This is a genomic window from Nocardia sp. NPDC052316, from assembly GCF_044547795.1.
Classification (GTDB): Bacteria; Actinomycetota; Actinomycetes; order Mycobacteriales; family Mycobacteriaceae; genus Nocardia.
In genome coordinates, this window is record NZ_JBIUBB010000002.1 from 728,421 (window position 1) to 752,029 (window position 23,609).

Sequence of the window (23,609 nt, forward strand, 5' to 3'; positions counted from 1 at the left end):
GAAAGGAACAACCCCGTGCCCGATTATTCCTACAATCCCTACGCCGCGCTCCCGCAGCTGCCGTCGTTCACGCTGACCTCCGACGACGTCACCGACGGTCAGCCGCTCGGCAACGATCAGGTCAGCGGCGTCTTCGGCGCGGGCGGCAAGGACCTCTCGCCGCAGCTGTCCTGGTCCGGATTCCCCGAGGAGACAAAGAGTTTCGCGGTCACCGTGTACGACCCGGACGCGCCGACCGCCGCGGGGTTCTGGCACTGGGCGGTGGCCGACATTCCGGTCGGCGTCACCTCGCTGCCGACCGGCGCGGGCAGCGGCGAGGAGGGCGGCGCGCTGCCGACCGGGGCGATCACGCTGCGCAACGACGGCGGGTTCGCCGGATTCGTCGGCGCGGGACCGCCGCCCGGACACGGGTACCACCGCTACTTCATCGTCGTGCACGCGGTGGACGTGGAGAGCCTCGGCCTCGACGAGTCCGCCACGCCCGCCTACCTCGGCTTCAACCTGTTCTCGCACGCCATCGCGCGCGCGACGATCGTGGGCACCTACGAGCAGAAGTAGTCGCCGGACGACTGTGGCCCTGAGCGAAATGCTCAGGGCCACAGCCGTTATCAGGGCTTCCTCGGCTACTTGACGTTGATGACCCTGTCCGAGGGCTCCTTCGCGTAGAGCGCCTCGATCTCGGCGGCGTACTTGGCGGCGATCGGCGAGCGCTTGAGCGACATCTTCGGGGTCAGCTCGTCACCACCCGGCTCCCAGATCGCGCCGATAATGGTGAACCGCTTGATCTGCTCGACCCGGGAGAGCTTCACGTTGCCCGCCTGCACCGCGGCCAGCACCTCGTCGACGATCTCCTTGCGGGTCGCCAGCGTCGCCACGTCGGCGTCGGTGGCGTCGAACTCCTTGGCGCGCAAGGCCGCGACGTCCGGATCGAGCACGATCAGCGCGGCGATGTACGGCTTGGCGTCACCGACCGCGACAACCTGGCCGACCAGCGAGGAGACAGCCTTCACCGCGTTCTCGACATTGCTCGGCGCGATGTTCTTGCCCGCCTCGTTGATGATCAGTTCCTTCTTGCGATCCACGATGCGCAGATAGCCGTCGGGGTCGAGGGTGCCGACGTCGCCGGTGTGCAGCCAGCCGTCGTCGTCGATCGCCGCCGCCGTCTGCTCCGGCATGTTGCGGTAGCCGCGGGTCACGATGGGTCCGCGCACCAGGACCTCACCGTCGGTGTCCAGTCGCAGCTCCAGACCGTCGACCGGGCGGCCGACCGAGCCGGGGCGCGGCTTGTCCTTCTCGGTGAAGGTGCCGACGCCCGTGGTCTCGGACATGCCCCACACCTCGCTCATCGGGAAGCCGAGGCCGATGAAGTATTCGAGCGTCTCCGGTGGGATCGGCGCGGCGCCGGAGGCGGGCACGTTCAGCGCGTCCAGGCCCATGGCGTGGCGCAGCTTCGACAGCACCACCGCCTCGGCGACCTTGTGCTGCACCGCCAGGACGGGGCCGCGACCGCGACCCGCGAGATCGGCTCGGGCCGCGGCCTTTCCGGTCTCGATGGCCCAGTTGGCGAGCGCCTTCTTCACCCCGCTCGGTTCGGCGGCGAGCTTGCCCTCGATCCCCACCTTGATCTTCTGCCACACCCGAGGCACGCCGAAGAAGGTGGTCGGGCGGGCGTCGGGCAGGGCGGCGGCGACCTCGCGTGGATCGGGCACGGTGGTCACCTGGACGCCGGTGATCAGGTTGATGGCGTGGCAGGAGATGCGGTCGGCGACGTGCGCGGCGGGCAGATACGACACCGAGCGGTCGTCCAGGCCGACCGGCAGCGGGCCGTTGACCAAGGCGATGATCTGCGCGATCACGTTGCGGTGGGAGACCTCGACGCCCTTGGACGGGCCGGTGGTGCCCGAGGTGTAGATCAGGGTGGCCAGATCATCCGGTTTCACCGCCCGCCAGGCCGCGTCGAAATCGAAGTCGGCGGCGGGGTTCGCCTCCACCTCGGTGAGGGTGATCGTGCCTGCCGCCGGGCCGTCGACCAGGATGATGTGCGCGAGCTCGACGCCGGCACCCGTCACCTTGTCCAGGAAAACCTGCTCCGTCACGACCACTTTGTTCGCCGCATTGGTGAACAGGTGGGTGATCTGCTCGGACGAGCTGGTGTTGTAGATCGAGAACGGGGTGGCGCCCAGGTGCAGCGCCGCGGTGTCGACCAGGTTGAATTCGGGCCGGTTGGTCAGCATGATCCCGACGGTGTCGCCGGGCCCGACACCGAGCCCGGCCAGGCCTGCCGCGATGGAGCGCACCCGTTCGCCGTACTCACGCCAGGTGATCTGCTGTGTTCCGCCGACCGTCCGCAACGCCACCTGCTCGGGTCGCAACGTCCGGGTCTCCTGGAACGCCTCCGGAACCGTGTAGACCGTTTTGCCCGATTTGTGCGCATAGCCGATGTCTGTCTTCATATCCCTGTTCCCGATATTCATGCCGTGAATCGCGCCTCGCGGCGTCCACACGCGGGCGATTCGAGACCCGATCCTGACATAATGAAATGACGCTTCTGTCAGTTTCTCACGGGTCGGCGCACCAGGAGTGGCGCGGCTCACTCATCGTAGCCAGATCGCCAGCGTAGTAGCTGGTAAATCCGCTAGATACCGGACATGCGCTCAGGCCACCCGCGGCGGCACCTGGCCGGCGAAGCCCTGCGCTCTGTCGGTGGCGGACCACCATCGCTTGATCCCCTGCCAGAGCCGTGCGCGGACGCCGCGCGTGCGCGGGGCGGCCGGACGATCGTCGTCCTCCCACACGGTCACCGTGTCGAAGTCCGTCTCGCGCAACGTGATCAGCGCCGCCCGTGCCGGCTCTGGGCGGGTGCGCCGACGAGGGTCCCAGCGGGTCGGCAGCTTCGGTGTGCGCCACCGCGGCGCCCGGAAGGCGTAGCCGACGAGCGGCATGCTTTGTGACTCCGGGTTCGGCGCTGCGGTCTCGGGCGCGGTCAGTTCTTCGGGGATCAGGTGGCCACGCTTGATCCGCTTGGCCTCCAGGTACTGCCGCACGTCGTCGTTGGGCGGTGAAATGAGCAGTGGCCGCACCTCCACTCGGATACCGACGTACCGCAGCGGCCGGATCTTCTCCGGGTTGTTGGTGAGCAAGCGCACCGACTCGAGGTCCAGGCGCAGCAGTGCCACGATGGCGAGCAGGTAATCCCGGCTGTCGGGCTTCAGGTCGAGCGCCTGATAGGCGGAGAAGGTGTCGACGCCGGTGTGTTCCTGGACATTTTTGCCGCGGGCTTTGGCGACCAGTCCGGCGCCGCGCCCTTCTTGCTCGAGATAGATCAGGACGCCGCTGCCCTCGGCCTGGATCAGGTCCAGCGATCGGTCGAGCTGTGCGGCGCAGTCGCAGTCCTCGGACCCCAGCACGTCGCCGTAGACGCAGCGGGAATGGATCCGGACCAGGCAGCCATCTGCGATGTCACCGGCGACCAGGACGAAGCCGTATTCGGCCCCGCCGGGTAGGTCATCGACGCGAACCTTCAGCTGGTGGCCCTTGCGGGTCAGGCGATGGACGGTGTCGGTGCGAAACTGCGATCCCGTGGTCAAGGTGTCTCCAAGTGTCTGTCGGGCGACTTCTCGGATGTCGTGGCGCGGAGGGGATTGTGCGACTGCGGCATGGGCACATCAACGGTGCCGGAGGTACGTTCCAGATCGATTCTTACTCCGATTCGATCGAGTCCGCCGCACATTTCAACGGTCCGAACCGCGACGTTCCAAGCGACCGGGTGGCGTCCGTTATGTGCGCTTCGGCGCGACATCGGTTGGCCCGTAGGACTTCTGATGAACGCGGCGAAGTTACCGAGTGGCAAGCCCATCGACGCCTGATGTGTTCTAGATCACATCTGGATTACCAGGTATGCGCGTCTGATCGCCCGAGCTGCGGGACCGCAAGGGGCGGTTGAGGATTGAATCAGCGCTTGTCCAGCAATTCGGTACGGTGCTGCCCTTCGGTGATTCGGAGGATGCGATCGATCTCGTCCACAAGCTCGTCGTCGCGGTGCAGCAGGAACCCGGATCGAGCCGCCACCATGGCCGCTGTCGCCCAGACGAAGTCCGCCTCGGTGGCTGGCAGGTTCGAGGTGGCGAGGCGGTAAGCCAGGGCGGCGGAGAACACGGCGCGCACGGCGGGACTGTCCTCCAGTTCCACCTGGAATCGCGGGACGTGCACCTCCACCGTGTCGGAGTGCACGGTGGCCTGGAAATTCTCGATCACGCACACCGAGCGGGAGCCGAGCAGTCGAAGTTGCGTGATCGCCTCGTCGACGCTGAGCCGGTTGGTCTGCTGCGCGATGCGTTCGAGTTCGGCCGGGGAACCCACGAGATAGTCGATGACGCTGAGGAACTGGTGTAAGCGCGCCGGAGCCTCCTCCGGCGGTGCCGGGTGCAGCACGACCACCGGGCGATCGGGCAGCGTCCGAACGATCTCCAGCAGCAGCTCGACGATGCTGCCGGGTTGCTCGAAGGTCAGCAGTACCACGCGGGTGGCGGCCAGCGTCGCGCGCGCCGCGGCGGCGTTCAGGTCGTCCTCGCCGAGCCGGATCGCGTCGGTCTTACTCACCAAGCTGGTGACACCGTCGTTTGTCACGAGGACACAGACGACCGGCGTCGGCGTGTTCGGCACGATCCGTACCAGTTCGGTATCGACGTGCTCCGACCGCAGATACTCGAGGATGCGGCGGCCCTCCACGTCGTCGCCGACCGCCGCGATCAACCGGACGTCCAGGCCGAGACGCGCGGCAGCCACCGCGCGATACAGTCCTTTGCCACCCGGTCGGAACTCGTGCCTCGCGCGCGTCGAGGTGTGTGCGGTGGGGGACAACGGTATGTGGTCGGCTCGAAACACCAGATCCATGACCGCGTCGCCGATCACCGTGATCACGGGACCTGCTGTGTGACGGTCGATTCGAGCTCCGTGGCACGCCGTCGGTTCGGGTGTGCGGACCACCCCGGCCGCGAGTGCCTTGGCGAGCTCGGTGAAGGCGTGTCGCTCCGGGGTGGTGCGCAGCGAGCGTTCGGTCGGGGGCGGCGGCACGTTGTCCGCCCCGACTGCCGCGTGCAGGGCCTGCCACTGCTCGACGAGGTAGCTGCGGCGTTTGCCGAGCTCGTTGTCGTAGAGCTGCTCGACATCCAGTTCGTGCGCGGACGCAGTGTCGAGGAGGCGAAGAGTCAACTCCGCGTCGACGATGATCCGGTCGGTGGCGGGCAACTGCTGCGCCAGTTCTCGGACAACCGAGATCAAGGCCTCCGGCACGTCGCCGCCGAGTTGGCGGTGGCGGCGCTGCACCGCAGGCAGGGCGAAGAGCGTGCCTGCGTCGATCACGGTGGTTCGCAACCGTTTCGGAGTCAGTCCCTGGTGTTTGGACAGTTGCTGGAGTGCGCTGCGCACGGCGACGATATCCGACTCATGGACGGCCATCGTGGGCCTCCTCCGTCTCGGTCCTCAGCTCCCGGCCGCAGGCGAACCGCTGGTAACCAACGGTACGTACGGCTGCAATTACCGTCAATTGCCGATCAACGCGAGCACTTGCCGAGTTCTCCGGACAAGTGCGGCTTGCTGCGCAAGCTGGTTGCGCCAAGTGTTGGGCCGCAGCATGTTTGGTCCGAAGAATGCGCACTTCGAAACTGTTGGACGACCACTGGCATGTCAATCGCCCCTTACGTAATGTCAATTGACGTCCGATATCGGCAACTGCCACACTGAATGTGGTGATCAGTCGCCGCACCAGCTGACTGGGAGGTCCCTGGTGATGAAAGTGATTCTGTTGATTCGGCACACTCGCCGACGTAGCCGGTGCCAGCCCGGGAGCGGCGCGACGGAGCTGGAGCCGAATTCTCCGCTCCGCTAGGCGGGCCGCCTCGTCGGCCTGAATCCGGCGACCGGTCGCTTGCCCGAATCCATCAGGGCGGCCGGATTCGGTGCGGTCATTGTCTCGCGGCGACCGCGACGAGCAATGCGCACAAGCAGACTCGATGACCAGCAGTGTCACCCCGAATGGACGCTGCGTACGGCGGGCGCGGAGTCCGCATGACAACCGAGCAGGCCCGGCAGCGCTGGGCCGAAGAACTCGGAGGCAGGCATGATCATTCAGACGGCGAATTGGATCGGCAGCACCGTGACCCCGGAGTCGGCGTACCGCGCTGTGGCGGAGCAGGACTCATGGCGCCTGAGCTGGCTGCCGGATCGTGCGCTCACGCCGGCCCAAGCGCGGGCGGGCATGGAGCTCGACGAACTTCTCAGCGATCCGGCTGCGGTGCACGATCGGCGGGTACAGGCCAGGGTCGCCGCGTGCGCCGATCATCTCGGCATCCTCCGCGAGCACGCGGTGATCTTGCTGGCCAAGCGCATGGCGGCCCGGATCCGTCGTGATCAAGCTGCGCCGCACGACCATTCGGGCGTGTTGTGGCATCGGTGAGATCACCGACCGGTCCCGGCGGGTGGTGGGCGCAATAAGCCGCGACGGCAACCATTCTGGAATGCGGTGGAGGCATCTTCGAGACCCACTCTCCATAGCCTTGAAGCCGGTCGTCATCCCCTGCCGTTCATGATAGGAGGTTTAGCGAGCCGACGGACCGTCAACTATCGATGGACATAGGCGATTGACCATTGAGAACGGCAAGTGCCACACTGAAATTGGCGATTCATCGCCCCGCCAGGTACGCGGGAGGGCCTGGTGGCGAGCGGGATTCTTCGAACACAGCACCTTCGGCCGAGATTCGACGCACCCCGAAAGCGGTCGTCAGGTCCCGGCGCGGTCTCCTCCACCTCCAGGAGCGAGGCCGTTCGGCACCACGCGGATCGTCGCGCGCCGACCAACGGGGGACCACCGTGCAGCACCCCAGTCTCCGACTGCACACCGGATGCACGACAGGAGGACGTCGTGACCATTGACGTGACGGCCTGGTCGATGACCAGCGACAGCACACCCGAATCCGCCCATCGGACAGCGGATTCGAGCACGGAGGTGTGGCGGCTCAGCTGGCTGCCGGACCGGCAATTGACCCGCGCGCAGGCACGGGCGGGCATGGAACTCGACGAACTGCTCGGCGACCCGAAGGCGGTGGACGATCCGGCGGCGATGGTCCGGCTGAACAACTACGCCAGCGCGCTCGGCGTCACGTTGACCGAGGCGGTGGTGCTGCTGGCTCGGCGAATGGCGGCGCGATTGGCACCGCTGGCGGAGCTGGCGCCGGCCGAGCGACCGCACCAGCACGGGCATGCCATCGATCCGCCGTTCGTTCGCGGCTAGCGGATCCGGGTAGCGGCTCGCGCATCCCGGGCAGAGCATCGACGCGCTGTCTCGCCGACAGTGCGTCGACCGAATGCTGCCGCGCCGACGTGGTGCCGCGCCGACGTGGTGCCGCGCCGACCGGTCGTCACTGCGGTCCCGCGTCGGCGGGCACCGAGCTCAGGCGTTGGCCGCGTACTCCGCGCCGATCGCCTCGGCGATGTTCTGATACCCGTTGTCGCGCAACCGTTGTGCGAGTCCACGGTGAATTTTGCGTGTCCAGAACGGGCCACCGTAGATGAACCCGGTGTAGCCCTGCAGCAGCGTGGCGCCCGCGCGAATGCGTTCCCACGCTTGGTCGGCGGTTTCGATCCCGCCGACGGAGATGAGCACGAGCCGGTCGCCCACGCGGCGGTAGAGGCGGCGCAGCACGTCGAGCGAGCGGTCGGCGACGGGCGCGCCGGAGAGTCCGCCCGCGCCCATGGCGGCGACCTCGTCGGCGGGGGTGCGCAGGCCGTCGCGGCGGATGGTGGTGTTGGTGGCGACAATGCCGGCCAGGCCGAGTTCCACGGCCAGGTCGGCGACGGCGTCGATGTCCTCGTCGGACAGGTCGGGGGCGATCTTCACCAGGACCGGTACCTGGACGCTGTCGAGCACGGCCTGCAGCAGCGGACGCAGCGACTCCACTGCCTGCAGGTCGCGCAGTCCAGGAGTATTGGGGGAACTGACATTGACGACGACGAAGTCGGCGAGCGGGCCGAGCAGCGCCGCGCTGATCGCGTAATCGTCTGCGGCGTCGGCGGGTTCGACGATTTTGGTCTTGCCGATGTTCGCGCCGATGGGCACGGCACCGCGGCGGCGGCGCAGGTGCTCGGCGGCGGCCGCGGCACCGAAGTTGTTGAAGCCCATGCGGTTGATCAACGCGTGGTCGGCGGGCAGCCGGAACAGTCGGGGCGCGGGATTGCCAGGCTGTGCCTGCGCGGTGACGGTGCCGATCTCGGCGAAGCCGAAACCCAATGGCGCCCAAGCGTCTACACCGTCGGCGTTCTTGTCGAAACCGGCGGCAAGGCCGACCGGCGCCGCGAAATCGATACCGAACGCGGTGTTGCGCAGGATCGGATCGTCGGTGGCGAAGACCGTCGTCATCAGCCAGCGGGTCGGCGCGAAGCGCGCGGCCAGGCGCATGACGCCGAAGACCAAGTGGTGGATGCGTTCCGGCGGAACCAGGAACATCAGGCGTAATAACAGGGCGTACATCAGCTCACATTCCCGGTTCCGGCTGGGGTAGTGCGGTTTTTCGGCGGCGCAGCAGCACCCGGCGGCTACCGTCGGTATAGGCCCGCACGCGGGACAGTTCCCAGCCGCCGAACTCGGCCTGGATGGCCAGCCGCATGGACGCGGTCACCCTGGTTACCTCGGGTGGCAGCCGCAGCGGCACGTATTCGTAGTCGTCGCTGGTGGTTTCCCAGCCTGCGGGCAGCGCGCTGCGGCGCGCTCGCTGCTCGCGTGGTGAAGCGGGTTCGTCGTCCGCGCGCGTTGCCCGAGTCATCATTGGCCTCTCTTCCGATCGTCCGCGCGGATCCGCTGCAGACCGCCGTCGGCCGCGGACCCTACGAACATGTCACCGGTGCGCTGATCGATGGTCACCGAGTTCGGTTGCCGCACCGTGGGGTAACGGCCGACCTCTGTCGGAATACCTGTCGACAGATCGAATCCGACGACTTCGTTGCTCTGCGTGCACGTCACCCACACGGTGTCGGACCGCTGATCGTAGGCAAGCGCGTAAGGCGAAGAGTTTACCGGGAACCGCTGGCGCAGGAGCAGAGGTCCGGCGCTGAAGACCAATAGTTCGCCGCCGTCGGTGTCGGTGACGATGATCCGGCCGAACCGGTCGACGATCATGTTGGTCGCGCCGTCGCCCGCGCGCAGGGCCAAGCCGAGGTTCTTCTTGCCCAGTTCGATCTCGGTGACCGAGGTTTGGCGGCGGTCGAGCACGGCCACGTGATCCGCGGTGAGGGCGAGCGCGTCGGCGGAGGCGAGGCCGTCGACGGTCCGGACGAGCTTGCCTTCGGGGTCGAGGGTGCCGACCTTGCCGTCCGCGGTGCCGACGAGCAGGGTGCCGTCGTCGCGGCGCTGCACCGACCTGGCGTCGCCGTCCACCGGGAGTTCGGTGAGGGTGGCGGCGGCGACGTCGACGCGGATGATCCGATCGGGCGCGGGGATCAGCAGTTCGCCTGGTTTGCCCTGGGCGAGAGCTGCCCCGTGCGCGGGCAGTGACAGGGTGCGCGGTGTGCTGGTGAGCGTCGCCGGGTCGAAGAGGGCGAGGGTGCTGCTCGTTTCGCCGGACTCCAGCGCGGCGAGCTGACCGGTTCCTGCTTCTACGAGCAGCGCACCGACGGGCTCGGCGAGTCCGACGACGTCACCTGCCGGACGCGCTGTTGCGGCGGGTGACACCGCGGCGACGGCGGGATCCCTGGTGGGCAGGTTGTCACTGTTCGAGCCGGCGGAGCATCCGGCCAGCAGTGCGAGTGTCGTCACACCGACGAGTGCGGTGGCGACGCGAGCGACGCCCGGGCGTGTCGCGGATCGAACGCCGCGGTTCCGGTCCCGGAGGGTAATCACAGAGGTGTCCGCGAACGCCGCCAATCCACACCAGCCGCGAGGGCGCATTCACCGAACTCCTTCTACCGACGATTCATCGCAACTCCTCCATCTGACCATGATGGCGCACCATCGCGGCGTACCGGGGTGGCGGCGGGGGGAGAATGTTGGTGACGCGGGTTACGGTTGAGCTGAAACAGTGTCCAAATCAGGGAGATCCGGTTGATAGCCGACCATACGTCTGGATTTGCCATCGATGACGTAACCGTTGGTCCGTTCGCGCATGGGTTCGGGACCACCGGCGACGGCCGGCCGTACGCGTTCCGCACGGTCCGGTCCACGTTGACGCTGGAGATCTACCGGTCCGACCTCGTCAGCGCGGTGCCTGGTCCGGAGGATGTCGTCGCGGTCGCCGAGGCCAGGGTCACCGATATCGACCTCGACGACGAACGCAGCGTCGTCGCGCTGGTCCGCGACATGATCCCCGACGCGGTGCCCGTGGACGCGGTTCCGGACCGCGACGTGACCACCGTGCGCGCGTTGCTGGGACGCATCAGTTCCGTAATTGATGGTATGTAGATGGTGATGCCATACACATATCTCGCCCGCACCGCGCTGACCGCGACCGGCCTCCTGCTGGTGGCCGCCGTTGCGGCATGCAGCACCGGACCGGACGAGGCGGCCGTCGACGCCGCGCGTTCGTCGGCCAACGCGTCGTTGTCCGCGTCCATCACCACCTCCTCCATCGCCGCGCACCCGCCGCTGCCGACGGCCGCCCAGCTGGACGCGCAGATCAAGCGCGCGCTGGACCCCGGGCTGCCGGACAGCGAGCGCACCGACCTCATCGAGGACGGCGACGCGTTCAAGACCGCGATCCCCGACATGTACAAGGCGCTGCAGGACAACCCGCGCGCCGTCTACGGCGTCACCGATCCGGTGTTCGACAACCACGACGGCACGCTCACCGCGACGATGCGCCTGGACAAGGACGGCAGCGGCACCGCGGTGCGCACCACCGTGGTGCATTTCGTGCTGCTCGACGGCAAGTGGAAGATCTCGCGGACCGACCTGTGCGGGATTCTGCGTTCCGCGGACTATCGCACGCCGGCCTGCGGCTGACCGTGTCGGATTTGCGGACTTCGCGCACTCGCGGCTCGCAGGACGATTCGAAGCTGCACTCCGGGCTGCTCGGCTGGGGCAGGTTCGTCTACCGCCACCGGTTTCTCGTGCTCGGCGTGTTCGCGCTGGCGGTGCTGGCCTCCGGCTGGTTCGGGCGCGATCTCACCGACCGATTGACGCAGGAGGGCTGGTTCGACGAGTCGAGCGAGTCGGTGGCGGCCTCCAAGATCGCCGACGCGACGTTCGGGCGCGACACCGACAGTGACCTCATCCTGCTCTACACCGCGCCGGCGGGGACCACCGTCGACGATCCGGCCGTGCGGTCCGCGGTGACGGGTGCGCTGAGTGGGTTGCTGGCGAGGTTCCCCGACAACATCCTGAAGATCGACAGCTATTGGGACAGTCCGTTCGCGGCGAACGCCACCGATGCCACGCGCACGCACGCGTTCGCCAGCGTCGGGCTGCGGGGCGAGGGCACGGCCACCGTCGAGAACTACACCGCGATCAAGGACCACCTCGGTGCCGGGCAGGCGGGCGGCGGGCCCGGCGGCACCACGGTGCAGCTGGCCGGTTTGCAGCCGGTGCTGGCGGGCCTGAACACCGGTATGCAGAACGACATTCACCGGGCGGAGATCATCGCGCTGCCGTTGGTGGCGATCCTGCTGTACTTCGTGTTCGGCGGGGTGATCGGCGCTTTGCTGCCGGTATTGATCGGCGGGATGACGATCATGGGCACGGCGGGCATCATGCGGACGCTCACCGGGGTCATCGATGTGAACGTATTCGCCAGCACCGTCATGACTTTGGTGAGTCTCGGGTTGGCGATCGACTATGGGTTGTTCACTGTCACGCGGTTCCGGGAGGAGCTGGCCGCGGGGCGCAGTGTGGAAGACGCCACGGCGCGCACGGTCGCGACGGCGGGGCGCACGGTGCTGTTCTCAGCGGCCATCATCGCGGTGAGTCTCGGCGCGCTGTTCATCTTTCCGAACGGGGTGCTGCGTTCGGTGCCCTACGGCGGTATCAGTTCGGTGCTGCTTGCCGCGCTGCTCTCGGTGACCGCGCTGCCCGCGGCGCTGAGCATCGCCGGGCGGCGGATCGATCTGCTCGGCTGGAAGCGGTTCTCCCGCAGCAAGACCGAGGCGCAGATCGACGCGGGGTTCTTCTCGCGGCTCGCGCAGTGGTCGATGCGGCGGCCGTTGGCGGTGGCGGTGCCGATCGTGCTCGCGCTGCTCGCGCTGAGTATTCCCTTCCGCAACATCGAGTTCGGTGGGATCAGTGAGAAATATCTCGGGGCCGAGAATCCGGCCAGGGTGGCGCAGGAGCGGTTCGACGAGCTGTTCCCGAGTTTCCGCACCGAACCACTGAAACTTGTTGTGCTGGGGGCGAACCCGCAGCAGCTCAGCGATATCCGCTTCGAGGCGAGTCAGATCCCCGGGCTTACTGGGCGATTCGAGCCGTCGGTGGCGACCAAGGACGGCATCAATGTGCTGCAGGCGGGGCTGGCGGACAAGCAGGATTCCGACCGGGTGATCTCCGCGCTGCGGGCGATTCCGGAGCCGCCCGGCGTGGACGTCATGGTGGCCGGGGTGCCCGCGTTGGAACGCGACAGCATCAACGGGCTGCTGGAAGGGTTGCCGCTGCTGGTGGCGATTCTCGCGATAGCGGCGCTGACGTTGATGTATGTGGCGTTTCGGTCGATCGTGTTGGCGGTCAAGGCAGTCGCGATGAGCGCGTTGAGTCTGGTGTCGACGTTGGGGGTGCTCACCTGGGTGTTCGTCGAGGGACACGGAGCGGAGTTCTTCCACTTCACGCCGGGGCCGTTGATGTTCGCGGTGCTCGCGTTGATCGTGACCGTCGTGTTCGGATTGTCCACCGACTATGAGGTTTTCCTGCTGTCCCGGGTGGCGGAGGCGCGGGCCGGTGGTGCCGAACCGGCCGAGGCGATTCGCTATGGCATTGCTCACACCGGCGGGGTGATCACCTCCGCCGCAGCCATTCTCATCGTCGTCACCGGTGCGTTCGGGTTCTCCGATCTGGTGCTGATGAAGTACATCGCCTATGGGATGATCGCCGCCCTGATCCTGGATGCCACGGTCATCCGGATGCTGCTGACACCCGCGGTGCTGAAACTGATCTGGCGCTGAGGGAGTCGAGTGATGTCCGGGCTCAAGGGCGCCAACCTGGTCGCCATGTTCCTGCTGGAGCTGGGAGTTGTTGCCGCAGCGGCGGTCTGGGGCTTTACCATGCCCGGCAGCGTGCTGGTCCGCGTGGTCACCGGCCTCATGGCTCCCACCCTGTTCATCCTCATGTGGGCGATGTTCGGCGCAGGCCAGAATCGCCGCTTTCCCCTCACCGGGCGGTGGCGCCTCGCCCTCGAAGTGATCTGGTTCGGGGGTGGTGCACTGGCCTGGGCGAGTGCGACAAACCTGCTCGTCGGGGTTATCTTCTTCGTTCTCTGGGCAGTGAACGCTGTGCTGCGAGTCCGTCTGCAGGGCAATCTGATACCCGGCGGCTAACTGTTCCCTGCTGCCCATCTTGTTGTGGGGGATAGGCGCGGCAAACGTCAACGGGCCGCCCCGCCGTCGCGTTGCGCTCGGTGCTGGGTCGCTATCACCACCGAGACTCCCATGGACGTCTTCATGCCGCGTCGGCCGACTGTTGGTGTGGCGCCGGGTGGCGATGGCGACTGCCCAAGCGAGTGCGGCAGTGGCTGGGCAGAGATGGGATGTCGTCGCCTCGCAGGGAGGATCGCTCGCCGGACAGGTAGGGCTGGGTGGCTCGCTGGACGGCCCGGGCGGCTCACTCGCCGAGTGGTTGAGTACTGGCGTGGCTTGCCGGACGGTGACGCCGGGGAGTCAGCGGCGGACGGGGAGGACCAGTTGGGCGCCGGTGACGGGGTGGTTCAGGACCTCTACGGGGTGTTGGTAGACGCGGGTCAGGAGGTCGGTGGTGAGGACTTGGCGGGGTGGTCCGTCGGCGGCGATGCGGCCGGATTCGAGGACTGCGACGCGGTCGGCGTAGGCGGCGGCGATGCCGAGGTCGTGCAGGACGACCACGACGGCGGTGCCTGTTTGAGCCCGGCTGGTGGCCAGGTGGAGCACGGCTTCCTGGTGGCCGAGGTCGAGGGCTGCGGTCGGTTCGTCGAGGAGCAGGGTTCCGGTGTCCTGGGCGAGAACGCGGGCCAGCGCGACACGGGCGCGCTCACCGCCGGAGAGGGTCGGAAAGGACCGGGCGGCAAGGTGTTCCACGTCGGCGGCGGCCATGGCGGCGGCGATCCGCTCGTCGTCGAGCTCGCGGCGCTCGGTGCGCAGCCACGGTGCGCGGCCCATCGCGACGACCTCGCGGGCGGTGAACGGGAAACCGACGGTATGCGTTTGGGGGAGCACCGCACGGCGACGCGCCATGTCCAGCGGCGACCAGTGCGTCAGCGCGTGCCCCGCTAGCTCGACCGTTCCCTCGCTCGGCGTCAACTCCCCGGCCAGTGCGGCGAGCAACGTCGATTTGCCCGCCCCGTTGGGCCCCACCAGCGCGACGACCTCACCCGCGACGACCTCGAAGTCCACCGCTTCGAGCACCCGCCGCTGCGCACTCTTGTCCCCCCGCCGGTCCACACTGACGCCCCGCGCCCGCAACGTGACCTCCCCCTTCTCCGGTGCAGGAGGCAATTCGTGTGTCCGCGCGAACACTTGGCGAACGCCACTCATGCGCCACCTCCGAACTGCCGGGGCGCCACAGCGCGCATCATGCCCACCCACCGGCGCGGGCCCGGGTACGACGCAGCAACCAGAAGAAGAACGGCCCCCCGATGAGAGACGTGAGCATCCCGAGCGGCAGGTCGGCGTTGCGGACCAGGGAGCGTGCTGCGACATCGGCGGCGAGCAGCACGACGGCACCGAGGATGGCGCTCAACGGAATCAGCACCCGGTGGGCGGGTCCGACGAGCATCCGAACCAGGTGCGGGACGATGAGGCCGACGAACAGCACGATGCCGGTGAACGCGACGCCCGCGGTGGCGAGGATGGCCACGACCAGAATGACGTTGCGGCGCAAGCGTTCCACGTCGACGCCGAGGTGGCGGGCGGCGGGTTCACCGAGCGCGAGCAGGTCCAGCCGTGGCGCGATGAGAACGGCGGCGGCGACGCCGGTCGCGGTGAGGGTGGCGACCACGGTGACCGAATCCCAGGTCGCGCCGTTGAGGGAACCCAACTGCCAGAACACGATCTGGTCGCGTGCCGCGGGGGTGGCGACGAACAGCAGGAACGCGATCAACCCGCCCGCGAAGGCGTTGATCGCGACACCCGTGAGCACGAGGGTGACCACCTCGGTGCGCCCGTTGGACCGGGCCAGCAGATACACCAGCAGCGTGGTGCCCAGCCCCGCGACGAACGCGGCCGCGGCCACCGACCAGGCCGCGACGAACGCGCCGCCGACCACGATCATGGTGCCCGCGCCGACGGCGGCACCGGCCGACACCCCGATAACACCGGGCTCGGCAAGCGGATTGGCGAACACACCCTGCAACAACCCACCCGCGGTGGCCAGCGCCGCGCCGACCAGCATGGCCATCAGCACCCTGGGGAACCGCACCTCCCAGAGCGTCACCTCACCGGCGGGATGCGCGGGCATCGGCCCCCAGTCCAACCCGATCCGGTGCAGCACACTGCCCGCGACCTCGGCGGGCGTGGTCGGAACCTGCCCGATCGCGGCCGAGGCCAGCGCGAGCACGATCAGTCCGAGGATCGCGACCGCGAAGACCAGCGCGGTGCGCGAACGTCCGCGCGACTTCGGTGCGGGCGGCGGGTCGGGGGTCACCTGCGGTGCGGTCCCGGTGGCGGCCGTATCGGTCATGCGGGCCGAGCGCCGTAGACGGCCTCGCTGAGGGCGGCGATCACCCGGCCGGTGTTGGGGCCGAAACTCAGCACGACCGAGTCGGACATGTCCACCACACGCTTGTTGCGCCCGGCGGGGGTCTGCGCGATGCCGGGCACCTTCTGCAAACCGTCAACGCCGCCAACGGATTTCAAGCCGTCCGACATCACCAGCAGCAGGTCGGGCGCCGCGGCGATCATCGCCTCGCTGGTGATGGTGACGAACGGCTCGGTCAGTGCGCCGCCCGCGTCCTTGGCGCCGAGCGCGGCGATGAGCGAGTCCGCGCCGGAACCGGGTCCGGCGAGCATGGTGATGGCGGCGCTGCGCAGGTAGAGGAACGCGATGGACAGTGGCGGATCCTGCTTGGGCACGGCGGCGGTGGCCGCGGCGATCTCGTCGCGGGTGCGCTGGCCGAGCGCCTTGCCGCGGTCGGGCACGCCGAGCGCGGCGGCGACGGCCTCGATCTGCGGGACCACACCATCCATGGTGCGCTCGGGATCGAAGAAGACGACCGTGACCCCGGCCGCGCGCAACTGCTCGCGCAGCGCGGGCGTGACCGAGACGGTGTCGGTCAGGAAGATCGAAGGACGTTGCGCCAGCAGGCCTTCCACGTTGAGCGAACCGTTGCCGCCCGCCACGTTGGGGACGTCATGGATGGCGGGAAAGGCGACGGTGCTGCGACCGATCAGCTTGGATCCCATACCGAGCGCGTAGACGATCTGCGAGAGGGTGCCGTAGCGATCGACGGCGACGATGCGACTGCTGTCGGTGACGGTGACCTCGGTCCCGTCGAACGAGCGCACGGTGACCGGCAGCGTCGGTGTCGGTACCGGCCCGATGGGCACCGGGTCGAGGCTGTTCAGCGTCGCGGTGGCCGGACCGCGCTGTCCGGTACTCGGCGCGGCGCTGTCGTTGCTGCACGCGGCCGAGGCCGCGACCATGGTCAGCGCGAGCACGGCGAGCACGCAGCGCGACCAGCCGGTTCGGACACCGGCGGTCCACCGCGTTCGGACGGACGGATTTCCGGACGTCACACTCATGTAGGTCAGCCTAAGACGTGCCGCGCGGCAGTACGCATCGGGTCGGCGCGGATCATCCCGTCGGGGCAGGTGCCTGCCGGGATCAGCGTGCTGTCGGCAACCGCGGTGCCGCACCTTTCACTCCGTACGCGCACTGACATCGTCCAGCGCGGCCGCGATGGCCCGCGGCAGCTCGAGGGTCTCGGCGGCGAGCACACCGGTGAGCTGCCCGATATCGCGGGCGCCGACGATCATGCTGGCGACGCCGGGCCGGTCCCGGATCCAGGCCAGCGCGACGGCCAAGGGTGAGGTACCCAAACCATCTGCGGCGGTGACCAAGGCGTCGACCACCCGGGTCGCGCGCTCGTCCAGACTGCTGCGGATATCGGCCGCGGTCGCCTCGTCCGCGCCGCGCGAATCCGCCGGAACCCCGTCGCGATATTTACCGGTGAGAATGCCGCCCGCGAGCGGCGCCGAGGCCACCACACCGACGCCGTGGTGCAGCGCGGCGGGCACGAAATCGGGCTCCGCGGCGCGGGCCAGCAGCGAGTACGGGGTCTGCGCGACGCTGATCGGGGCGATGGCGGCCAGGCTCGCCAGCTGCCAGGCGTTGAATCCGCGCACGCCCGCATAGCGCACCTTTCCGGACCGCACCGCGTGGTCGAGGGTGGCCGCGACCTCGTCGAGCGGGGTGCGCGGGTCCCACACCGCGACGTTCCAGATGTCGAGATGGTCGGTGCCGAACTCGAGCAGCGTCCGGTCGAGCTGGCGCAGCAGCGCGCGCCGGGAGGTGTCGATGGTGGTGCGGATGGTCGCGTCCGGCACGGCCGGTCCCGCGGGGGCGGGCGTGACGCGCGGCGCGATACCCGCGCAGCCACTGAGCACGAGATCGTCGCGAGAGACGAGATCGCCGAGCAACTCGGCCAGGATCCGTTGCGCGCCGCCACCGGCGTACGCGGGGGAGGTGTCGACGAGCGTGCCGCCCGCCTCGACGAACGCCACCAACTGCACCGATGCCTCGTCGGCATCCGTATGCGAACCCCAGGTATGGGTCGCAAGTCCTATCCGGGACACCCGTAGGCCGCTGCGGCCGACCGTCCGCTGTTCCATCACCGTGTCCGCGCAATCGTCACGGCGCCAAGCCTAGAGCGTGCGTGCGCGTCCGGACGCCTACCCGCACAGTGGCTCGCGCGTCGCGGGACGGGCGAACCCGCGGCGGCGATGCCTGGGCGGCAGGTCAGAGATGCCTGTGCACCCGCTCCGCGAGGGCGGTGCGGGCATGCCGCCGCGTCCGCGACACTGTACTGTCGCTGCGGGATTGCGGCGGTGCTCACTCGCGCGCGACCCATCTGATGACCAATTGCCCAGGCGGAACAGTTCTTTCGGGCAAGAACACATGGAGGCGGCATGAGACACCAGGAGAGTGCGTGACGGGCGAATCGATGACCTGGGTGCAGGCGCTCGTGCTCGGCCTGGTGCAGGGATTGACGGAGTTCTTGCCGATCTCGTCGTCGGCGCATCTGCGGATCGTGTCGGGGGTGTTCTTCGGCGACGACGCGGGCGCCTCGTTCACCGCCGTCACCCAGCTCGGCACCGAAGCCGCCGTGCTGGTGTATTTCGCCAAGGACATCTGGCGGATCCTGCAGGCCTGGTTCACCACCGTGCTGCGCAGGCTCACGGTGCGGGAAACGGTTCCGATCACCGATCAGGTCACCACGCGGCTGCCGGTGGTGACGGCGGGGCAGGCCGACCGCTACTTCGACGACGAGCGGCAGCGCGAGCTGGACTACCGGATCGGCTGGTATGTGATCATCGCCACCATCCCGATCGGTGTGCTCGGGTTCCTGTTCAAGGACGTGATCCGCACCGCGGCGCGCAACCTGTGGCTGATCTCGTTCATGCTCATCGCGTTCGCACTGGTGATCGCGGCGGCCGAGTATTACGGGCGCAAGGCGCGTCCGCTGGAGAAGCTCACCACTCGCGACGGGTTGGTGATGGGTTTCGCGCAGTGCCTGGCGTTGATCCCTGGTGTGTCGCGCTCGGGCGCCACGTCGTCGGCCGGTCTGTTCCTCGGGCTGACTCGTGAAGCGTCCGTGCGGTTCTCGTTCCTGCTGGCGATTCCCGCGGTGACCGCCTCGGGGCTGTTCAGCATTCCGGATGCCTTCAAACCCGCGGGCGAGGGGCTCAATGCGAGCGGAGCGCAGCTGATCGTGGCGACGTTGCTCGCGTTCGTGGTCGGGTACGCGTCGGTGGCGTGGTTGCTGAAGTTCGTCGCCAAGCATTCGCTGGACTGGTTCGTGGGCTATCGAATCGTGCTGGGTCTGACGGTGATGGGTCTGCTGGCCACGGGTGTCGTGTCGGCCACGTGATCAGGTCTGCAGGGGCTGCCGGTGTGCCGTGCGGTGGCGGCGACGGGTCTGGAGCTGACCCTTATGGGACTGCCGGTGCCCGGTGGCTCGTCGGCGACATGACTAGGCTGACCGTATGACGGTGATTCTGCTCCGCCACGGAGTCTCCACGTCGAACACCGCCCGCACGCTGGCCGGTCGCAGCACCGGTGTCGAGCTCACCGAGCACGGCGAGGAGCAAGCCAGGGCCGTCGCCGACCGGCTCGCCGGGCTGCCGATCGAACGCATCGTGCACTCTCCGCTGTTGCGCTGTCAGCGAACGGTGGCGCCGCTCGCGGAGAAATTCGGGCTGGAACCGGTGTTCGACGATCGGCTCATCGAGGTCGATTACGGCGAATGGACGGGGCGCCCGATCGCCGAACTGCTCGCCGAACCGCTGTGGAAAGTGGTGCAGCGGCACGCGTCCGGGGCGGTGTTTCCGGGTGGTGAGGGGCTGGCGCAGGTGCAGAGCCGTGCGGTCGCCGCGCTGCGTGAGCACGATCGGGCGCTGGCCGAGCAGCACGGGCACGACACGCTCTGGGTGGCCTGCACCCACGGTGACGTCATCAAATCGGTACTTGCCGACGCATTGGGTATTCACCTGGACGGGTTCCAGCGCATCGTGGTGGAACCCGCGTCGATCAGTGTTGTCCGCTATACCGCCACCGCGCCCTACGTGTGGCGGCTCAACGACACCGGCACCGACTTGTCCGCGCTGGCGAATCAGCAACGCCCCGTTCCCGATTCCCGCTCCGGCAAGCCCGACGCCGAGGTCGATACCTCCGGTCCCGTTCCCGGCGGCGAGCTAGGCGGTACCGGGAGTGCGGATAATGGGAATGCGGAGCGCTGAGATTCCTTGTACACGGATAGTTGGCGTTGTACCGCAGCGCCGTGGGTAGTCGATCAGGGTCACGTATCAGGAGGTGCATGTGTCACGCGCAATCCATGTATTTCGCACCCCCGATCGTTTCGTCGCCGGGACCGTCGGTGAGCCGGGCGATCGCGCGTTCTATCTGCAGGCCGTTCAGGAGCCGCGGGTCGTCAGCGTGCTGCTGGAGAAGCAGCAGGTGAAGGTGCTCGCCGACCGAATGGGTCTGCTGTTGGACGAGGTGGCCCGTCGCTTCGGCGCCGAGGTGCCGCCGCAGGCCGAGGACATCGGCGATACCGCGCCGCTGGTGACGCCGGTGGACGCGGAGTTCCGGGTGGGCACCATGGGGCTCGGCTGGGACGCCGACGCGAACGCGGTGGTGGTGGAGTTACTGGCCATCACCGAGACCGAGGTCGACGAGTCGGTGGTGCTCGACGACACCGAGGAGGGGCCGGACGCGGTGCGCGTGTTCCTCACCCCGATTCAGGCGCGGGAGTTCGCGCTGCGGTCCACCAGGGTGATCGCGGCGGGCCGCCCGCCGTGTCCGCTGTGCGGGGAGCCGCTGTCGTCGCGTGGGCACATGTGCGTGCGCACCAACGGGTACAAGCGCGGCGACATCTTCGGCGCCGCCGAGCTAGAGGAGTGATCGGTGACGCGGGCCGGGGATCGGTTCCACAGCGGCGAGCTGACGGTGATCGGACGGATCAGCACCGCCAGTAACGTGACCGTGGTCTGCGACATCCTCGACGACGGTGCGCCGCCGATCCGGGTGGTCTACAAGCCGGTGCGTGGTGAGCGACCGCTGTGGGACTTTCCCGACGGCACCCTCGCGGGCCGGGAGGTGGCGTCGTATCGGATCTCCGCCGCGCTCGGCTGGGGTGTGATTCCGGAGACGATCCTGCGCGACGGCCCGTACGGGATCGGCATGGTGCAGCGGTGGGTCGACGGGGTCGACAACCACACCGAGCAGGGCGACCGGCTCGACCTGGTCGACCTCTGCCCGCCCGGCGCGGTGCCCGCGGGCTTCCGTGAGGTGTTGCGGGCGCAGGACCCCGCGGGCAACGAGGTGTCGCTGATCCACGCCGATGACCCCCGGCTGCAGCGGATGGCGGTGCTGGATGTGCTGCTGAACAACGCGGACCGCAAAGGCGGACACGCGTTGGAGGGCACGGACGGGCAGGTGTACGGGGTCGACCACGGGATCTGCTTGCACAGTGAGCACAAACTGCGCACGGTGCTGTGGGGGTGGGCGGGACAACCGCTGAGTGACGCGCTCGTCGAAGACATCACCGCGTTCGCCAAGGAGCTACCCGGTTCGATCGCCGATGAGCTCGCCGGGCACATCACCGACGCCGAGATCGAGGCGCTGATCGATCGCACTCAGGAGCTCGTGGATGATCCGGTGATGCCGACACCCCGGACGTCCCGGCCGATTCCGTGGCCGGCGTTCTGAAACTGGTTGGTGCTGAGACGGTTCGGGAATGGCGTTGGGTGCGATGCGGCACTGTGTGCCGAAATGGGCGGGTTTCGCTCGGGTGGCCCGAGCGCGATTCGTGGTCGCCTACCCCCGGCTGCCAACGCTGGGCGGTGTTTCGTTCCGAACTCGGGCCTGGCCCCCTCGGGTGTTCGGCGTGGTCGCGGGATTCACTATGGCTCGCTGCCAATCGCGGGAGCTCGCCACCAGGCAGGCGGGCGGCGCCGCTCGGCGCAGCTTGCCACTGCCCCTGGCACCGCGGGGCAAGACTGCACCACGTGCCGAGTGCGGGTCGATCGGCGCGGAATTCCTCATTGCCCTCGTGCGGCCGGGCCGCTACTGTCGGCGGTCGACTCGATGGCGCCTCGATGGCGCGGGGTGCCGCGCCGAGGCCGGGAACGACTCGGCCGACAGCACCGGGAGCGGCTCGCCGGCAACACCGAGGGCGGCTCGGCCGACAGCAGATTCTGCGAGAGCGAAACCCTTGACATCCCATGATTTGCTGGAAAATGCAGGTCGCGAGCGCCTGGTCAGCGGCTCGCAAGGGCCGCTGGACCGGGGCGGGGAGCGATGCTCTCGACCACACCTTTACCCTCGAATCATGCAGTCCTGGTCCGATACAGCCCTACCCACCATCCCCGGAGCAGGGCCACCGTTGCGGTTGTACGACACCGCCGACCGTCAGGTGCGGCCGGTGACACCCGGTGCCACCGCCACTATGTACGTCTGCGGGATCACCCCTTACGACGCCACCCATCTCGGTCACGCCGCCACCTACCTGACCTTCGATCTGGTCAACCGACTGTGGCGTGACGCGGGCCACGAGGTGCACTACGTGCAGAACGTGACCGACGTCGACGACCCACTGTTCGAACGCGCCGCGCGCGACGGCATCGACTGGCGCGATCTGGGCACCCGCGAGATCGAACTGTTCCGCGAGGACATGTCGGCGCTGCGCATCGTGCCGCCGCGTGAGTACGTCGGCGCCATCGAATCCGTCGACGAGGTCGTCGAATTCGTGCAGAAGCTGCTGGCCTCCGGCGCGGCGTACGTCGTCGACGACGCCGAGTTCCCCGACATCTATTTCCGCGCCGACGCCACCGAGCAGTTCGGCTACGAATCCGGCTACGACCGCGCCACCATGGAGCGCCTGTTCGCCGAGCGCGGTGGCGACCCCGACCGTCCCGGCAAGCGTGACACCATCGATGCGCTGCTGTGGCGGGCCGAGCGGCCCGGTGAGCCGTCCTGGCCTGCCCCGTTCGGGGCAGGCCGCCCCGGCTGGCACATCGAGTGTTCGGCCATCGCGCTCAACCGCATCGGCGCCGAGTTCGACATCCAGGGTGGTGGCAGCGACCTCATCTACCCGCACCACGAGTACTCCGCCGCCCACGCCGAGTCGCTCATCGCGGGTCGCCGCTTCGCCCGCCACTATGTGCACGCCGGTCTGATCGGGCTGGACGGCGAGAAGATGTCGAAGTCGAAGGGCAATCTCGTCCTGGTCTCCACGCTGCGCCGCAGCGGGGTGGATCCGGCCGCGATCCGCCTCGGGCTGCTGGCGGGGCACTACCGGCAGGATCGGATGTGGACCGACGCAGTCCTCGAGCAGGCGAAGGCTCGCCTGGATCAGTGGCGTCGCGCGACCGCCCTCGCCTCGGGACCCGCGGCCGCCGACACCATCGCTCGCGTCCGGCAGCATCTGGCCGATGATCTCGATACGCCGAAAGCGCTGGATGCGCTGGACAATTGGGCTCGTCAAGCGCTGGATTACGGTGGGTCGGACGCCGACGCGCCGGCGTCGATCAAATCGGCTGTCGACGGGCTGCTCGGCGTCAGCTTGTAGATTCGGCGTATCAGGTCACCTCGCGTATATCGCGTAAAGCGCAGCGAGATGCGCGAGGTGGTCGGCGGTGTGGCATCGTCTTGGTTCGGTTTCAGCGCCTACGGATCGGTGTGACCGCAGGCAGTAGCTGTGACGCCACACGAACTGGGATCGGAAAAGGGGGCG

The 23,609-nt window shown here is 68.2% G+C and carries 22 protein-coding genes; 12 read left to right on the forward strand and 10 right to left on the reverse strand.

All coding sequences use genetic code 11. The annotated features are described in order from the left end of the window. Positions 1–15: 15 nt before the first annotated feature. Positions 16–558 (forward strand): YbhB/YbcL family Raf kinase inhibitor-like protein, encoded by a 543-nt coding sequence (locus ACIHA7_RS10055; RefSeq protein WP_397287670.1) that lies wholly within the window; start codon positions 16–18, stop codon positions 556–558. A 65-nt stretch (positions 559–623) separates the two neighbouring features. On the opposite strand, the gene ACIHA7_RS10060 is transcribed toward ACIHA7_RS10055, so the two are convergent. The 3 genes from ACIHA7_RS10060 to ACIHA7_RS10070 form a co-directional block, all read right to left on the reverse strand. Next, entirely contained in the window at positions 624–2,453 is a 1,830-nt protein-coding gene (locus tag ACIHA7_RS10060; RefSeq protein ID WP_397287672.1) for an AMP-dependent synthetase/ligase, read from the reverse strand. Between the two features lie 201 nt (positions 2,454–2,654). Continuing rightward, positions 2,655–3,587, reverse strand: a complete 933-nt coding sequence (locus ACIHA7_RS10065; protein WP_397287674.1) for a GTP cyclohydrolase II — start codon at positions 3,585–3,587, stop codon at positions 2,655–2,657. A 364-nt stretch (positions 3,588–3,951) separates the two neighbouring features. Further along, on the reverse strand, positions 3,952–5,457 hold the full coding sequence (locus ACIHA7_RS10070) for a carbohydrate kinase family protein (protein ID WP_397287676.1): 1,506 nt from the start codon (positions 5,455–5,457) through the stop codon (positions 3,952–3,954). Positions 5,458–6,118: 661 nt separating this feature from the next. On the opposite strand from ACIHA7_RS10070, the gene ACIHA7_RS10075 reads away from it, so the two are divergent. After that, positions 6,119–6,454, forward strand: coding sequence for a hypothetical protein (locus ACIHA7_RS10075; protein WP_397287678.1), 336 nt, complete (start codon positions 6,119–6,121; stop codon positions 6,452–6,454). Positions 6,455–6,919: 465 nt separating this feature from the next. After that, positions 6,920–7,288, forward strand: a complete 369-nt coding sequence (locus ACIHA7_RS10080; RefSeq protein WP_397287680.1) for a hypothetical protein — start codon at positions 6,920–6,922, stop codon at positions 7,286–7,288. Positions 7,289–7,447: 159 nt separating this feature from the next. Here the strand turns inward: ACIHA7_RS10080 and ACIHA7_RS10085 are convergent, their stop codons facing one another. Genes ACIHA7_RS10085 through ACIHA7_RS10095 form a run of 3 tightly spaced genes read right to left on the reverse strand, consistent with a single transcriptional unit; the run spans position 7,448 to position 9,805 of the window. Further along, the gene (locus ACIHA7_RS10085; protein WP_397287682.1) at positions 7,448–8,524 is read right to left on the reverse strand and encodes a quinone-dependent dihydroorotate dehydrogenase; all 1,077 of its coding nucleotides are present in this window, start codon (positions 8,522–8,524) and stop codon (positions 7,448–7,450) included. Positions 8,525–8,528: 4 nt separating this feature from the next. Continuing rightward, positions 8,529–8,816: a DUF5703 family protein gene (locus tag ACIHA7_RS10090; RefSeq protein WP_228540747.1), complete on the reverse strand. Its 288-nt coding sequence runs from the start codon at positions 8,814–8,816 to the stop codon at positions 8,529–8,531. Continuing rightward, a complete protein-coding gene (locus ACIHA7_RS10095; protein ID WP_397287684.1) occupies positions 8,816–9,805 on the reverse strand; it encodes a YncE family protein in 990 nt (329 codons plus the stop codon). The genes ACIHA7_RS10090 and ACIHA7_RS10095 overlap by 1 nt, the downstream gene beginning before the upstream one ends. A 285-nt stretch (positions 9,806–10,090) precedes the next feature. Between ACIHA7_RS10095 and ACIHA7_RS10100 the strand changes: the two genes are divergently transcribed. Genes ACIHA7_RS10100 through ACIHA7_RS10115 form a run of 4 tightly spaced genes read left to right on the forward strand, consistent with a single transcriptional unit; the run spans position 10,091 to position 13,503 of the window. After that, positions 10,091–10,447: a hypothetical protein gene (locus ACIHA7_RS10100; RefSeq protein WP_397287686.1), complete on the forward strand. Its 357-nt coding sequence runs from the start codon at positions 10,091–10,093 to the stop codon at positions 10,445–10,447. After that, positions 10,448–10,987 carry a hypothetical protein gene (locus ACIHA7_RS10105; RefSeq protein ID WP_397287688.1) on the forward strand — a complete coding sequence of 180 codons (540 nt, stop codon included), beginning with the start codon at positions 10,448–10,450 and terminating at the stop codon, positions 10,985–10,987. An 11-nt stretch (positions 10,988–10,998) separates the two neighbouring features. Continuing rightward, complete coding sequence (locus ACIHA7_RS10110) at positions 10,999–13,131, forward strand: MMPL family transporter (RefSeq protein ID WP_397287690.1); 2,133 nt, start codon at positions 10,999–11,001, stop codon at positions 13,129–13,131. A gap of 12 nt (positions 13,132–13,143) precedes the next feature. Then, positions 13,144–13,503: a YrdB family protein gene (locus ACIHA7_RS10115; RefSeq protein WP_397287692.1), complete on the forward strand. Its 360-nt coding sequence runs from the start codon at positions 13,144–13,146 to the stop codon at positions 13,501–13,503. Positions 13,504–13,842: 339 nt separating this feature from the next. Here ACIHA7_RS10115 and ACIHA7_RS10120 read toward each other — a convergent pair whose 3' ends face one another. The 4 genes from ACIHA7_RS10120 to ACIHA7_RS10135 form a co-directional block, all read right to left on the reverse strand. Beyond that, on the reverse strand, positions 13,843–14,691 hold the full coding sequence (locus ACIHA7_RS10120; protein ID WP_397287694.1) for a heme ABC transporter ATP-binding protein: 849 nt from the start codon (positions 14,689–14,691) through the stop codon (positions 13,843–13,845). A gap of 37 nt (positions 14,692–14,728) precedes the next feature. After that, positions 14,729–15,835: a FecCD family ABC transporter permease gene (locus ACIHA7_RS10125; protein WP_397287696.1), complete on the reverse strand. Its 1,107-nt coding sequence runs from the start codon at positions 15,833–15,835 to the stop codon at positions 14,729–14,731. Then, positions 15,832–16,896 (reverse strand): hemin ABC transporter substrate-binding protein, encoded by a 1,065-nt coding sequence (locus tag ACIHA7_RS10130; RefSeq protein ID WP_397287698.1) that lies wholly within the window; start codon positions 16,894–16,896, stop codon positions 15,832–15,834. Before ACIHA7_RS10130 ends, ACIHA7_RS10125 begins: the two co-directional genes overlap by 4 nt. A gap of 117 nt (positions 16,897–17,013) precedes the next feature. Then, entirely contained in the window at positions 17,014–17,985 is a 972-nt protein-coding gene (locus ACIHA7_RS10135; RefSeq protein ID WP_397287700.1) for an aldo/keto reductase, read from the reverse strand. A 332-nt stretch (positions 17,986–18,317) separates the two neighbouring features. Here ACIHA7_RS10135 and ACIHA7_RS10140 point away from each other — a divergent pair, with 332 nt between their 5' ends. The 5 genes from ACIHA7_RS10140 to mshC all read left to right on the forward strand — a co-directional run bounded on the left by ACIHA7_RS10140 (position 18,318) and on the right by mshC (position 23,444). Beyond that, a complete protein-coding gene (locus ACIHA7_RS10140) occupies positions 18,318–19,244 on the forward strand; it encodes an undecaprenyl-diphosphate phosphatase (protein WP_397288709.1) in 927 nt (308 codons plus the stop codon). A gap of 115 nt (positions 19,245–19,359) precedes the next feature. Then, positions 19,360–20,112, forward strand: a complete 753-nt coding sequence (locus ACIHA7_RS10145; RefSeq protein ID WP_397287702.1) for a histidine phosphatase family protein — start codon at positions 19,360–19,362, stop codon at positions 20,110–20,112. Between the two features lie 79 nt (positions 20,113–20,191). Continuing rightward, entirely contained in the window at positions 20,192–20,776 is a 585-nt protein-coding gene (locus ACIHA7_RS10150; RefSeq protein ID WP_107656761.1) for a DUF3090 domain-containing protein, read from the forward strand. A gap of 3 nt (positions 20,777–20,779) precedes the next feature. Then, positions 20,780–21,583, forward strand: coding sequence for an SCO1664 family protein (locus ACIHA7_RS10155; protein WP_397287704.1), 804 nt, complete (start codon positions 20,780–20,782; stop codon positions 21,581–21,583). Between the two features lie 622 nt (positions 21,584–22,205). After that, the gene (gene mshC / locus ACIHA7_RS10160) at positions 22,206–23,444 is read left to right on the forward strand and encodes a cysteine--1-D-myo-inosityl 2-amino-2-deoxy-alpha-D-glucopyranoside ligase (protein ID WP_397287706.1); all 1,239 of its coding nucleotides are present in this window, start codon (positions 22,206–22,208) and stop codon (positions 23,442–23,444) included. Positions 23,445–23,609 lie beyond the last annotated feature (165 nt).

What these genes read in the sequence shown, in the direction of transcription:
- ACIHA7_RS10060 (WP_397287672.1), bottom strand. Translation starts at nt 2,453, where the DNA reads ATGAAGACAGACATCGGCTATGCGCACAAATCGGGCAAAACGGTCTAC.
- ACIHA7_RS10070 (WP_397287676.1), bottom strand. Translation starts at nt 5,457, where the DNA reads ATGGCCGTCCATGAGTCGGATATCGTCGCCGTGCGCAGCGCACTCCAG.
- ACIHA7_RS10075 (WP_397287678.1), top strand. Translation starts at nt 6,119, where the DNA reads ATGATCATTCAGACGGCGAATTGGATCGGCAGCACCGTGACCCCGGAG.
- ACIHA7_RS10085 (WP_397287682.1), bottom strand. Translation starts at nt 8,524, where the DNA reads ATGTACGCCCTGTTATTACGCCTGATGTTCCTGGTTCCGCCGGAACGC.
- ACIHA7_RS10090 (WP_228540747.1), bottom strand. Translation starts at nt 8,816, where the DNA reads ATGACTCGGGCAACGCGCGCGGACGACGAACCCGCTTCACCACGCGAG.
- ACIHA7_RS10105 (WP_397287688.1), top strand. Translation starts at nt 10,448, where the DNA reads ATGGTGATGCCATACACATATCTCGCCCGCACCGCGCTGACCGCGACC.
- ACIHA7_RS10115 (WP_397287692.1), top strand. Translation starts at nt 13,144, where the DNA reads ATGTCCGGGCTCAAGGGCGCCAACCTGGTCGCCATGTTCCTGCTGGAG.
- ACIHA7_RS10120 (WP_397287694.1), bottom strand. Translation starts at nt 14,691, where the DNA reads ATGAGTGGCGTTCGCCAAGTGTTCGCGCGGACACACGAATTGCCTCCT.
- ACIHA7_RS10125 (WP_397287696.1), bottom strand. Translation starts at nt 15,835, where the DNA reads ATGACCGATACGGCCGCCACCGGGACCGCACCGCAGGTGACCCCCGAC.
- ACIHA7_RS10130 (WP_397287698.1), bottom strand. Translation starts at nt 16,896, where the DNA reads ATGAGTGTGACGTCCGGAAATCCGTCCGTCCGAACGCGGTGGACCGCC.
- ACIHA7_RS10135 (WP_397287700.1), bottom strand. Translation starts at nt 17,985, where the DNA reads ATGGAACAGCGGACGGTCGGCCGCAGCGGCCTACGGGTGTCCCGGATA.
- ACIHA7_RS10140 (WP_397288709.1), top strand. Translation starts at nt 18,318, where the DNA reads ATGACCTGGGTGCAGGCGCTCGTGCTCGGCCTGGTGCAGGGATTGACG.
- ACIHA7_RS10145 (WP_397287702.1), top strand. Translation starts at nt 19,360, where the DNA reads ATGACGGTGATTCTGCTCCGCCACGGAGTCTCCACGTCGAACACCGCC.
- mshC (WP_397287706.1), top strand. Translation starts at nt 22,206, where the DNA reads ATGCAGTCCTGGTCCGATACAGCCCTACCCACCATCCCCGGAGCAGGG.